This window comes from Pseudomonas sp. IT-P4 (genome assembly GCF_949767755.1).
GTDB lineage: Bacteria > Pseudomonadota > Gammaproteobacteria > Pseudomonadales > Pseudomonadaceae > Aquipseudomonas > Aquipseudomonas monachiensis.
The window spans coordinates 75,935-88,690 of sequence record NZ_CATKPX010000014.1 but is presented as its reverse complement, the minus strand read 5'-3'; the positions used below and the strand labels follow the sequence as shown (position 1 = coordinate 88,690).

The 12,756-nt window shown below is 62.5% G+C and carries 9 protein-coding genes and 1 pseudogene; 4 read left to right on the top strand and 6 right to left on the bottom strand.

Features of this window, described 5'->3' with window-relative positions; genetic code table 11:
• Nucleotides 1-8 precede the first annotated feature (8 nt).
• On the bottom strand, nucleotides 9-1,310 hold the full coding sequence (locus tag ACM6IT_RS01275; protein WP_414917322.1) for an NAD(P)/FAD-dependent oxidoreductase: 1,302 nt from the start codon (nucleotides 1,308-1,310) through the stop codon (nucleotides 9-11).
• 160 nt (nucleotides 1,311-1,470) lie between these two features.
• Between ACM6IT_RS01275 and ACM6IT_RS01270 the strand changes: the two genes are divergently transcribed.
• Nucleotides 1,471-2,370 carry a LysR substrate-binding domain-containing protein gene (locus ACM6IT_RS01270; RefSeq protein WP_414913024.1) on the top strand — a complete coding sequence of 300 codons (900 nt, stop codon included), beginning with the start codon at nucleotides 1,471-1,473 and terminating at the stop codon, nucleotides 2,368-2,370.
• 117 nt (nucleotides 2,371-2,487) lie between these two features.
• Here the strand turns inward: ACM6IT_RS01270 and ACM6IT_RS01265 are convergent, their stop codons facing one another.
• The 3 genes from ACM6IT_RS01265 to ACM6IT_RS01255 are packed head-to-tail and all read right to left on the bottom strand — an operon-like array spanning nucleotide 2,488 to nucleotide 5,461.
• The gene (locus tag ACM6IT_RS01265) at nucleotides 2,488-3,996 is read right to left on the bottom strand and encodes a tripartite tricarboxylate transporter permease (RefSeq protein WP_056723056.1); all 1,509 of its coding nucleotides are present in this window, start codon (nucleotides 3,994-3,996) and stop codon (nucleotides 2,488-2,490) included.
• 15 nt (nucleotides 3,997-4,011) lie between these two features.
• A complete protein-coding gene (locus tag ACM6IT_RS01260) occupies nucleotides 4,012-4,494 on the bottom strand; it encodes a tripartite tricarboxylate transporter TctB family protein (protein ID WP_414913022.1) in 483 nt (160 codons plus the stop codon).
• A 1-nt stretch (nucleotide 4,495) separates the two neighbouring features.
• Nucleotides 4,496-5,461: a Bug family tripartite tricarboxylate transporter substrate binding protein gene (locus ACM6IT_RS01255; RefSeq protein ID WP_414913021.1), complete on the bottom strand. Its 966-nt coding sequence runs from the start codon at nucleotides 5,459-5,461 to the stop codon at nucleotides 4,496-4,498.
• 312 nt (nucleotides 5,462-5,773) lie between these two features.
• Between ACM6IT_RS01255 and ACM6IT_RS01250 the strand changes: the two genes are divergently transcribed.
• Complete coding sequence (locus ACM6IT_RS01250; RefSeq protein WP_414913020.1) at nucleotides 5,774-8,179, top strand: DUF3772 domain-containing protein; 2,406 nt, start codon at nucleotides 5,774-5,776, stop codon at nucleotides 8,177-8,179.
• A gap of 105 nt (nucleotides 8,180-8,284) precedes the next feature.
• On the opposite strand, the gene ACM6IT_RS01245 is transcribed toward ACM6IT_RS01250, so the two are convergent.
• Nucleotides 8,285-9,775 carry an aldehyde dehydrogenase family protein gene (locus ACM6IT_RS01245; RefSeq protein ID WP_414917321.1) on the bottom strand — a complete coding sequence of 497 codons (1,491 nt, stop codon included), beginning with the start codon at nucleotides 9,773-9,775 and terminating at the stop codon, nucleotides 8,285-8,287.
• A 138-nt stretch (nucleotides 9,776-9,913) separates the two neighbouring features.
• Nucleotides 9,914-10,303, bottom strand: coding sequence for a c-type cytochrome (locus tag ACM6IT_RS01240; RefSeq protein WP_414917320.1), 390 nt, complete (start codon nucleotides 10,301-10,303; stop codon nucleotides 9,914-9,916).
• Nucleotides 10,304-10,585: 282 nt separating this feature from the next.
• On the opposite strand from ACM6IT_RS01240, the gene ACM6IT_RS01235 reads away from it, so the two are divergent.
• Both ACM6IT_RS01235 and ACM6IT_RS01230 read left to right on the top strand, forming a co-directional pair.
• On the top strand, nucleotides 10,586-11,908 hold the full coding sequence (locus ACM6IT_RS01235) for a hypothetical protein (protein WP_414917319.1): 1,323 nt from the start codon (nucleotides 10,586-10,588) through the stop codon (nucleotides 11,906-11,908).
• Nucleotides 11,909-11,962: 54 nt separating this feature from the next.
• Nucleotides 11,963-12,691: pseudogene (locus ACM6IT_RS01230) on the top strand (cache domain-containing protein); the annotation flags it as partial.
• Nucleotides 12,692-12,756 lie beyond the last annotated feature (65 nt).

Here is a 12,756-nt window from a genome sequence, read left to right as displayed (position 1 = left end):
GGGTGTTTTCAGATTTCGCTTCTGGCCCGGACCGCTTCCACGCGCATACGCAGCATGGCACCGATGTCGAGCAAGGGTTTGGGCGGCAGCCAGCCGGGTTGTGCCCGTTGCATGACCGACCGCATCAGCGGCGACTCACGACCCGAGGCCAGCTCCGCCAGCAAGCGGCCCCACAGCGTGCCCCGCGCCACGCCGGAACCATTGCACCCGGCCACGGCAAACACGCCCTCCTCGACTTTGCCGAAATACGGTTGCCCGGAACGCGAAGCGCTGAGATGTCCGGTCCAGGTGTATTCGATGTCCTGCTCGCCGAGCATCGGGAAACGTCGTTGCAACCCCAGCACATGGTGCTGGCGGCGAGTCGACAATTCGCTCAATGACAAATCCCTCGAGCGGTACTCCGCGGTGTTGCGGATCATCACCCGGCGATCCGGGGTCAGGCGCACCGTGGCCCCGAGCGGACGGGTCGACAGCACGCCCCAGGACGCTGGCGCACCCAGGGTTTGAAACTCTTGATCGCTGAGGGGGCGCGTGAGGCTGGCACTGAGTTCCATCGCGAATGTGCCACTGTCCTCGATGCCTGCGCGGGGGATAAAGGCGTTAAGGCAGACCAATACCTGTTTGGCCTCGACACAGCCGTTTTGGCCCCTGGCGCGAATCCGGCCGTTACCCAGGCGCTCAAGGCCTGTGATATCGGTGTTCTCGTAGACCGTCACTTTCGGCGGCAGGGCATCGAGCAAGCCCCTCACGTACTTCGCAGGTTGCAGCAGCGCATTGCCGTTGCCGCACCAGATCGCGGCGCGGTAGTGCCGGCTGCCGAGTTTCTCGAGCAACGACTCGCCTTGCAGAAACTGCGCACTGGCGCCCACGGCACGCAGGGTCTGCAGCTTGACCTCGACCTGGGTCAGTTTGCGTGGATCGCTGACGGCGAAGAAATAGCCCGACTCCCTGAAGTCGCATTCGATGCAATGGCGGGCTATCTGCTTACGGACCTCGTCGGCAGCCGCGCGGCCGATGGACGTATCTACCTGATACCCGGCGAATCCGTCACTGCCCACCAACTCGCCAGCGGCAGGATGCTCATGGGCCACCACAAAACCGGAATTGCGCGCCGATGCCCCCTGCGCAGCCCGCTGCCGGTCCACGACCACGATGCGTGCCTGGGGGTGCATTTGCGCCAGGGCGTGCGCGGCACTGAGGCCGGTGATGCCGGCACCGATTACCAGCCAGTCGGCCTGCTGCGTGCCTTTGAGCGGCTCGCGCAGGGGTGAACTCCCCGCTTGCGCAATCCAGCCACAGATATTTTCCATGCGTCACCTCGTTTTCTTGTTCTGCGAACCGTCTCGATCCAAAGCACTGCATGCAGGATTTGCATAAATGGTTTTCGAGGACGGCGGCGATGACTAGAATCTAGAGGCTCAAAACCCGGGCAACCAACGTTATTAAATCATCGAGGCATTCTGAAAACGCATGGACAAGATTCGCCACGTGCCCTCACTGCAGGGCTTGCAAGCCCTGGTCGAGGTCGCCGGGTCGGGCAGCTTCACCCAGGCGGCGCAAAAGCTCTGCCTGACCCAAAGCGCCGTGAGCCGACAGATCCAGCAACTGGAGGGCCACTTTGGCGTGGCGCTGTTTGTCAGGAGCAGCCGCAGCCTTCAGCTGACCGCCGAGGGCGAACAGGTACTGGCCAGCGCGCGCAGCATCCTCGAACAGTTGCGCACCCTCGAAGACCGGCTCGCGCCGCAAAAGCGCCCGTTCCGCATTCGCATGCACGTGTCACTGGCGGTGCGCTGGTTGTTGCCCAGGTTGAGCGAGTTCTACCGGCATCACCCGGACGTATCCCTGGCAATCGAAACCGTGGCCACTGAAGTGGTCGAGCCGGCCAGTGACAGCGACGCCTACATTCTCTATCTGCCCGAGCCGGCCACAGCGCCCGATTGCCTGACCCTGTTCGAAGAAGCGTTGGTGCCCGTATGTGCACCAGGGCTGGGCACCACCGATCGGCCATTGGCTTCGCTGGAGGATCTGTCGGGGTTCGCGTTGCTGCACCGTTCCTCCGATCAACATGACTGGCAGGTCTGGCTGTCAGCCCATGGCGGCAAGGCGCTGCATGACTATCGGCACATCCCCTTCAATCTCGACGAACTGGCGCTCGATGCCGCCGCCCGGGGCCTTGGCGTGGCGATGACCGACATGACCCTGGCGGGCGAGTCGATTCAACGGGGAGAACTGGTGATTCCATTTGGTGAGCCGTTGAAGACCCAAGGGATTTACTCACTGTGCCTGCAACCATCGGCGGCATCGCATCCAGCCTGCGCACCTGTCATGCAATGGTTCACCGCGCAAACCACAACGCAGTCCGCCAAGTAGGCCCCAGAACCTGTGGGAGCGAGCTTGCTCGCGATGAGGGCGTGACAGTCGACATCACAGGTGTCTGACACTCCGCCATCGCGAGCAAGCTCCCACAGGGGTTGCGCATCGCAGGACTCAATCATCCTCATGCAACTTGATGCCGCGTTTATGCAGCACATGGGGCACCACCAGCACCAGCAGCGTCAGGGCGAGGAAGAACGCCGAGATCGGTTGCGTGAGGAACACCGTCCAGTCGCCCTCGCTGATGGACAAGGCGTTACGCAATTGTTTCTCCGCCATCGGCCCCAGCAGCATGCCGACGATCACCGGGGCGACGGGGAAGTCGAAACGGCGCATCAGCACCCCGCCCCAGCCAATGGCCAACATCAGGATCAGGTCGAAGGAGGAGTGGCGCATGCCATACACGCCAATGGTGGCGAAGACCAGGATGCCGGCGTTCAGGTACGGCCGGGGGATTTGCAGCAGTTTGACCCACAGCCCCACCAGCGGCAGGTTCAACACCAGCAGGATCACGTTGCCAATGTACAGCGAGGCCACCAGCGTCCAGACCAGTTCCGCGGAGGTTTCGAACAGCATCGGCCCCGGTTGCAGGTTGTAGTTCTGGAATGCCGCCAGCAGAATCGCCGCGGTGGCGGACGTCGGGATGCCCAGGGTCAGCAACGGCACCAGAGACCCGGTCGCGCTGGCGTTGTTGGCCGCTTCCGGGCCGGCCACGCCTTCGATGGCGCCTTCGCCCTTGTTGGCGGAAAACTCCTTGGGGTACTTACTGAGTTTGCGTTCGGCGGAATAGGACAGGAAGGTCGGAATCTCGGCGCCACCGGCCGGAATCGAGCCAAACGGAAAACCGATCAGCGTGCCCCGAAGCCACGCAGGCACCGAGCGTTTCCAGTCGGCGCGGGTCATCCACAACGAGGTCAGGCGATGCCGGCCTTCGTTTGATTCCTTTTGATAGAGCAGGCTGTACAAGGCCTCGCCCACCGCGAACAAACCGACCGCCACCAGCACTACTTCGATGCCGTCCACCAGTTCGGGAACACCCAATGTGTAGCGGGCAATGCCCGAGGTCGAGTCCAGGCCGATCAAACCGATGGTCAGCCCGACGCCCAGTGAGGCAAACCCGCGCAGCATGGAGGCGCCGAGCACCGCCGACACGGTGGTGAACGACAGCACCAGGATCGCGAAATACTCGGTCGGGCCGAAGTTCAGGGCCAGCCTGGCCACAATGGGCGCAAACAGCGTCAGCAAAATCGTGGCGATGGTGCCGGCGACGAACGAGCCGATCGCCGCCGTTGCCAGCGCGGGACCGGCCCGGCCGTTGCGCGCCATCAGGTTGCCTTCCAGGGCCGTGACCATGGAAGACGATTCGCCGGGTGTGTTGAGCAGGATCGAGGTGGTGGAGCCACCGAACTGCGCGCCGTAATAGATACCGGCGAACATGATCAGCGCGCCGGTGGGGTCGACCTTGGCGGTGATCGGCAACAGCAGGGCCACCGTCAGCGCCGGACCGATCCCCGGCAACACGCCGATGGCAGTGCCGAGCAGGCAGCCGATGAACCCCCACATCAGATTGATCGGCGTCAGCGCCGAGGAAAAACCCATCGCCAGGCTTGAAAGAATGTCCACGGTGTCGAGCTCCTTTCAAAGCCAGATGTTGATCAGCGACGGCAGGGAAACCCCCAGCCCGGCGTTGAACAGCCAGTAGATCGGCAGGGTCAAGGCAATGCCGATGGCCAGGTCCCGCACGGGATGACGGCTGCCGAACCCCCGCGCCGAACAGGCGAACAGCAACCCGGCTGCCAGCACAAACCCGATCAGGTTGATCAGCAGCGCCACCCCGACAAGCCCCGCCGTCACCCAGGCCGCACCGGCTTTTCCACCGGGCACCGTGGTGGCGTCATTATCCAGCTCGCGAAAACCGCCACTGACCGCCTGATACCCCAGCAGCAGTCCCACTGCACCGAGAAACGCCGCCACGACATAGGGATAGACGTACGCCGGGAGGATCACGAAGCCCATTTCCGGCGGAAACCGATAGGCACCGATCGCCAATACGACGCTGATGGCGATCAGGCCGATGCCGACCGCCAATTGCGTCGGTACCACTGCGCGCTGTGTGGCCATCTCAAAGCAGCCCGACCTTGACCAGCATGGCGCGCAACCGCACGTGTTCTTCCTCGACGAATTTGCCGAAGTCATCGCCAGTCAGCACGCTGGGCGTCCAGGCATTGGCCTGGATATTGTCCTGCCAGACCTTGCTGTTGGTGGCGGCCACGACCGCGTCTATCACCTCTTTACGCTGCTGCGGGGTGAGGCCCGCTGCACCGTAAACGCCGCGCCAGTTGCCGATCGTCACGTCATAGCCGCTTTCCTTGAGGGTTGGTGCATCAATGCCGGGAACCCGCTCCGGCGCGCCGATGGCCAGGACACGAAACTGACCAGTCTTGATGTATTGGCCCAGCTCGGCATAACCGCCGGTGATCACCTTGAGCTGGCCGCCCAGCGCCTGGGCAACCACCTCGCCACCACCGCCGAAGGCCACGTAGTTGACCTTATTGACCGGCACGTCCAGCTTGCCGGCCAGCTCGGCGATGCCGATGTGATCCACCGAGCCCTTGGAGCCGCCGCCCCAGGTGATGCTCGTTGGACTGGCCTTGAAGGCCTTGACCAGGTCATCGAGGGTCTTGTATTCAGACTCCTTGCGCACGGCGATCACGTTGTACTCGGTGAACAACCGGGCAATGGGCGTCACATCCTTCAGGCTGATCTGCGGTTTGTTCTGTTCGATGCCCGCGACCATGATCGCGCCGACCACCAGCAATGCGTTCGGGTCACCCTTGGTACTGTTGGCAAATTGCGCCAGTCCCAGGGTCCCGCCCGCCCCACCCTTGTTCTCGAAAGTCACGGCCTTGGCCGTATTGGCCTCGACCATGGCCTTGCCCAGCACCCGGGCGGTCTGGTCGTAACCACCGCCCACGGAACCCGGGGCCATGAATTTCACGGTATCCAGCGCAAAGGCTGGTGCGACAAGCACGGCAGCGGTCAAGCCGGCGGCCATGCAGCGACTGAAACGACGGATCAAGGCGGACATGGGCATCTCCTGATTGCATTGTTTTTATAGGTGCCGCTTGCCCATCGAGGTGCACGATAAGCAGGGGCCTGCAAACAAGCTTAGGCCATGGTTCCGTGGGTTGATCTGTTTTGCTCAAACCACCCGCCAACGGCGCCGCAACCCGCTGAGGGATCGCCTCGCTAACCTGAACGCTGTCAGGCCAGCCACCGGCTACATGAGTCACACCCAGGCAAAAACCAGCCGGGGCCCTTCCGACAAAACAATGCTCTAGGGTGCGTGTCTTGACCTAACCTCATTGGCTAAGTGACTAACAACCCGTCGAGCTCGCCGATGCGCAATGTCTTGAAGTCAATGATTCACGTCGCCTTCGCGGTTCTGGCGGCAAGCCCGGGATGGCTGTTGGCGGGGGACATGGCCGACGCCCCGACTCCTGCACTGGCCCCCGCTCCCGCCCCCGCGGCCCCGATCATCAGCATCTCCGACGGCGAATTGCTGGGGGTGCAGAACCAGCTCAACAGCCTCAAGCAGCAGGTTTCCCAGGCCAGCAATTACACCCAATTGGAAAGCTCACAGGACCAGGTACAAGTACTGATCCAGGAGATTGAACGCCTGTCTACATCGCTGCTGCCTGGACAGGCGCAATTGCAGGCGCAACTCAACGTGCTGGGGCCAGTGCCGCTTGACGAGAACGCACAGGTGACGTCTGCCATCACCACCCAACGAGATGCCCTCGGCGAGCAAAAGGACAAGATCGACAGCCAACTCAAAACCCTGGCCGCGCTAAAAATAAGTGCCGCCGAACTGATCACCCAGATTGCCAGTATCCGGCGCAGCCTGCTGGAAGCGGAAGTGACCCAGCAGACCAGCAGCATCCTGAACCCGGGTTTCTGGTCGCCATTGTTCGCTCTGCCGATCGAGGACCGTCAGCGGTTCAGCGCCCTCATCGAGCAACTCGAGGCCACGCACCGGGCCGCCTGGCAACCCGGACAACGCGGGATCACGGCCGCCCTGCTGTTGCTGGCCCTGGTCATATGGACCGTGGGACGAAACCTCGCCGGCCGGGGCCTGGCGTGGCTGTGCTTTCATCGAATGCCTGCGGGCCGGTTGCGGCGCAGCTCCCTTGCGCTGGCGTCGGTGATCGCGACGCTACTGACCGCCGGCATCGCCCTGCAATTGCTGCACTTTGCCGGGACCCGGCAACAGCCCTACACCCCCCTGCTGGCCGACCTGGCGCAATACCTGGAAAAGCTGGCCTATACCTGCGTGCTGATCACCGGATTGAGCCGCGCGTTGTTATCCACCAAACATCCTTCATGGCGCCTGCCCGATATTGCCGACCCGGTGGCTCTGGCGATGGAGCCTTATCCGCGGTTGCTGGCCAGCCTGCTGCTGGTGCTGGTGACCCTGGTGCAGATGAGCAATGTCACCGGCATGAGCGCCGAAGTGGTGTTGTTCGGTCGGGGCATCGTGGCACTGGTCGCGGCACTGGTGATCGGTGCGCTGCTGTTGCGCGTCAGCAAGACACGCAGAGACCTGATCGTTGCCGGAGAAGCCCCCGAAGGCGTCACCACCTTCGCCGGTCTGATTTACACCTTCACCGGCGCGGCCGTGGTGGTGTCCCTGTTCGCCCTGCTGATCGGCTATGTGACGATGGCCCGGTTCATCACCTATGAACTGGTCTGGATATTCATCATCTTCGCCGGTTTCTACCTGCTGACACAGGTCTACCAGGACACCTGCGACTACCTTTTCTCGCCCCGGCAAGCCTCCGGCAAGGCGATCAAGCAGCTGTTGGGCATCGGCAATCCGCGCCTGGAGCAGATCTGCACCGTCATGTCCGGGGCTGGCCGCGCCATCCTGATGCTGATCGGCGTCATTGCCCTGTTCGTCGGCGGCGTGGGGACGACGCTCGGGCAACTGGTCACCGGCACCGTGGCCATTCTCGGTGGTGAGGGGCTGCGCAAGCTGAACATCGTCCCGGACAACCTGCTCAATGCCGTCCTCGCCCTGGTGATCGGCATCTACCTGATTCGCGCCTTCCGACGCTGGCTGGATAACGAGTTCCTGCCAAAAACCGAGATGGACCCGGGCATGTGCGCCTCGCTCAGCACCCTGTTTGCCAACATCGGTTACGCATCCGTGGTGCTACTCACACTGTCGTCGCTGGGGGTCAAGTGGACCAACCTGGCCTGGATTGTCAGTGCATTGTCGGTGGGCATCGGCTTCGGTCTCCAGGAGATCGTGAAGAACTTCATCTCCGGCCTGATCCTGCTCACCGAGCGTCCGGTGAAGGTCGGCGACCTGATCAGCATCAGCGGAGTCGAAGGCGATATACGACGGATCAACGTGCGGGCCACGGAAATCCAACTGGCCGACCGTTCGATCATGATCGTGCCCAACTCCCACCTGATTTCGCAGAACCTGCGCAACGTCACCCTCGGCGGCAGCGCCCAGGGCGTGGTGATACTCGAACTGATGTTCCCGCTGGATATCGACCCGGAGCTGGTGCAAAACCTGCTGATGGACACCTACACCGAGCATGAATCCATTCTGGATAAACCCGCGCCGTTTTTGCGTTTCAGTCAGCTGAAGCCTGAAGGCATCACCTTGACCATCACCGGTTATGTCGGCAGCCCACGCACGGTCGGCGCGATCAAAAGCGAGCTGCTGTTTGAAATACTCAAGCGGCTGGGGGCCGCCGGGATTGAACTGGCGAAATCGCCACCTGGCGCGTAACACCAATCCGTAGGAGCTGCCGAAGGCTGCGATCTTTTGATCTGATTTTTAAACCAGGATCAACAGATCGCAGCCTCGTGGCACTCGACAGCGCCTACAGGTATATCAATGGGCGATACACACCGACTTGAGCTCGGTGTAAGCCTCGATCACCGCACGCCCGAACTCACGGCCCATACCCGATTGCTTGACGCCACCGAACGGCATCGCCGGGTCGAGCAGCACGTGGGCGTTGACCCACACGGTGCCGGCCTCGATGCGCGGCACCAGGTTCATGGCTTTGCCCAGGTCGTTGGTCCACAGGCTGGCGGCCAGGCCGTAGCGGTTGTCGTTGGCCAGTTCGATCACGGCGTCTTCGTCGTCGAACGGCATCACGCCCAGCACCGGGCCGAACACTTCTTCACGGGCCACGGCCATGCTGTGGTCGATGTCCGCCAGGATGGTCGGCTGCACGAAGAAGCCGTCGCCTTCCAGCAACTCGCCGCCAGTCACCACCCGCGCACCTTGCTGGCGGGCCAGTTCGATGTGTTTGAGCACGCTTTGTTGTTGCTTGCGCGACACCAGCGGGTTGATGGCCGCGTCGCAATTCATGCCGGCGCCAATCGGCATCGAGGAGACGGCGGCGGCCAGGGCTTCGACGAATGAGTCGTGGATCGAGCGGTGCACGTAGAAGCGCGAGGCCGCCGCGCAGACCTGGCCGTTGTTCAGCAAGCCGCCGAGGATCGCACCCTGCACGGCTTTTTCGATGTCGGCATCGGCGAGCACGATCATCGGGTTCTTGCCGCCCAGTTCCAGGGAGAAGCGCGTCATGTTTTCCATGCACGCCACGCCGACGCTCTTGCCCACGGCGGTGGAACCGGTGAACGACACTTTGCTCACCAACGGATGCGCGGTCAGCACGCCGCCAACGGAGGCGCCGCCACCGGTGACCACGTTGAATACGCCGGCCGGGATGCCGGCTTCCACAGCCAGTTCAGCCAGGCGCATGGCGGTCAGCGGGGTTTCCATGGCCGGCTTGATGATCACCGTGCAACCGGTGGCCAGGGCTGGCATCAGTTTCCAGGCGGCGATCAGCAGCGGGAAGTTCCAAGGCACGATACCCACCACCACACCCACCGGCTCACGCTTGGTGAACGCGGTGAATTTGGCACCCGGTGGCAGCGGGATCGACACATCGAAGGTCTGGCCTTCGATCTTGGTCGCCCAGCCGGACATGTAGCGCATGAACTCGACGGTGGCGTTCAAGTCGAGGCCGCGGGCCATGTTGATCGACTTGCCCTGGCTCAGGGTTTCCAGCTGGGCCAGTTCTTCAGCGTGTTCTTCGACCAGGCGGGTGAAGTTCAGCAGGATGCGTTCACGGTCGGCCGGACGCAGGCCCGACCACACGCCGGACTTGAAGGCCTTGTGCGACGACTGCACGGCGCGCTCGACGATTTCCAGCGGCGCGTCCAGGGTTTCGCACAGGTTTTGCCCGGTGGCCGGGTTGACCACGGCGATGCTGTCGCCCTCGGCAAACACCCACTGGCCATCAATGAAGCAGCCGTGACGACGTTCGAGGAATGCAGCAACCTGGGGCAGGATTTCAACGTTGCTCATAAATCACCTTTCATTCAGGTGTAGGAGCTGGCTTGCCAGCGAAAGCGACCTTGAGTCCTGCACTGCCCGTCAAGACGCTATCGCCAGCAAGCCGGCTCCTACAGGGGGTGGTTGGTTGTCAGGCGGTAATCCGTCTGATCAGTGTTGTTCTTTGAGGAAGCACGCGACCGCCTGGCGGTCGTCGGCGGAAGCCAAGCCCATGTACGGCATGTAGGTGCCCGGTACGTAGGCCTGGGGCTGGGTGATCAATTGCGTGATGGTCTCGGCTTGCCAGCTGACGTCTTTGTCACGCATGGCCTGGGAATAGCTGAAGCCCGCCAGCGAGCCGGACTTGCGCCCGTACACGCTGAACAGGTTCGGCCCCATCATGCCGGTCGTGCCCTTGGTCACCGCGTGGCAGACGCTGCACTCGGTGGCAAACACTTCGGCACCGCGATGGGTGTCCGTGGCGCATTCGGCAGCAGACACCGCCTGAACCAGGGTGAAGGACAGCAAGCCGATGAGGGGCAAACGCAGCGAAGTGAACATAGGAAAACGACCTTGAAAATCCACGCGCCCGCCAGCAGGCGAACGCCAACACTAAAAACGCCGAGGCCAGGGTGCTTCGGCAGGTTGGAAAGGATTGTCGGTGGTCGCCGGCACGCAGGTTTTGCCCTGCGTGCCAGTTGTGTTTGCCACGCTGCCAAACCGGACAATCTGGCATGCACAACCAACTAATTGGCAAACAGGGAAAAGGGCAATCGAAAGCCGCGACTTAGTATCCGGGCAGACCGCAAACCTGCGCTCAAGAACAAGAACGGATGCCACACCATGCTCAAGTCCCCCTTGCTTCGTCTCTCGACGCTCGCGCTGATGATCAGTGCCGGCAATGCCGGTGCCTATGAACTCTACGCCGATGACGACAGCCATCTGAACGCTACTCTCGAAGCCGTGTTCGGCATTTTCCACAGCCAGGAAAACTACGCCCTGTCCGGCCGCCTGAGTGAAGGCAGCTCGTCGTGGCGCGAGGGCTACATCAAATACGGCTTGAGCTTCGACCAAGGCCTGGGCGGTGTGGGCACCGCGTACGGCGCGGGCAACATGCTCAGCTCCGGCACCTGGGGCGATGGCGATGCCGCCGGTTTCAGCGATGGCTCGGAACGCACCACCAAGTTCGAAGACGCCTACCTCGGCTGGCGCTCGGCCGACCTGTTCAGCGCGCTGGGCAATGACGGTGTAGACCTGTCCTTCGGCCGTCAGAACATCGTGGTCGGTGACGGTTTCCTGATCGACGGCGACGCGCTGAACATGGGCAAGGGCCTGGCCGACGGCGAATTCAACCGTGGCGGCGCCTACTACCTGGCGGCGCGCAAGGCCTTCGACGAAACCGCCGTATTGCGTCTGGGCGGCAAGGAAGGCTGGCGCAGCGACCTGATGTGGCTCAAGTCCGACAACCGCGCCCAGGCCAAGACCGAAATGTACGTCGGCACTCTGGAGCACGTGGCCGAGGCCGGCACGGTCGGCCTGACCGTCATCAAGACCACCGACATCGACGAACAGTACGCCTCGCCGATCCAGCTCGAACGCGATGGCATGAAGACCTACAGCCTGCGCGCGGCGGGCAACGCCGGGGTGAAAGACCTGTTCCTGTCCGGTGAATACGCCAAGCAGGACAAGCCGCACACCTCGACCGAAGACGCCTGGTACCTGGAAGCCGGCTGGACCTTCTCCGACGCGGTCTGGACGACCAGCGCCAGCTACCGCTACAGCCGCTTCTCGGAAGGCTACGACACCCTGTTCTACGGTTTCAGCCGTGGTTATGGCACCTGGTTCCAGGGCGAGGTCGCGGGCAACTACGCCGGGCCGTTCAACAGCAACTCGCGCATCCAGAACGTCACACTGAAAGTCTCGCCACTGGAAAACCTCAACGTCGGCGCGATGTACTTCAACTACGACACCATCGACCGCAGCCTGGGCAACACCGATGGCCACGAAGTCGACCTGTACGCCGAATGGCACGTCAACGACCACCTGACCGTGATGCCACTGGTGGGCATCTACCAACCGGACAAGAGCGCCGAAGACGGCGGTACCCAACTGGGTAACAACGACAAGAACGTCTACGCCCAGGTGGTGTTCGCCACCGGTTTCTAATCTCGGCCGCGGGCAGTGGCCAGGCCATTGCCCGCGTGGAAAAAGGTATTTCCAATGCACAGAAGATTCCTGACGATCCAGAGCAAGATCGCCCTCCTCGCCGGCCTCTGCCTGCTTCTGGTCGTCGGCTTGTTGATGGGGTTGTCGCTCTATCAGACCCACAAGAGCAGCCAGCAAGTGGCCCAGGCCAGCGGCGACATGCTCGCCAATGCGGCCAGGGAACACATGCAGGCTCTGGGCAAAGTGCAGGCCATGCAAGTGCAGCGCACCTTCATGCAGACCCACGAATACGGCCAGGGGCTATCGCGCTATTTGCTGTACCTGCGACAGTTGCAACAACAGGGCAGCCTGACCCGCCAACAATTACGCCAGGAGCTGAGCACCCAGCTGCACCAGGCCTTGATCGACAAGCCCGACCTGCTCGGGCTTTATGTCATTTTCGAACCCGGTGGACTCGACGGCGCCGACGCCGACTTCGTCAACCAGACCGAACTGGGCAGCAACGAAACCGGACGTTTCGCCCTGTATTGGGTGCAGAGCAAACCTGGCGAGCTGCAAGCGGTGATCGGCGACGAAGGCCTGCTCGCCAACATCGAGCCCGGGCCGAGCGGCGCGCCCTACAACGCCTTCTATACCTGCGCCCGCGACACCCGCCAGGCCTGTGTGCTGGAACCCTATTTCGATGAGGCCTCCGGCAGCCGCAAACTGGTGACCAGCGTGGCGTTCCCGTTGCTGGAGAACGGCAAGGTCATCGCCGTGGTCGGGCTGGACATCAACCTCGCCGCCCTGCAACAGAACAGCGAAGCCAGCGCCCGTCAGCTGTTCGATGGCAACGGCCAGATCAGCAT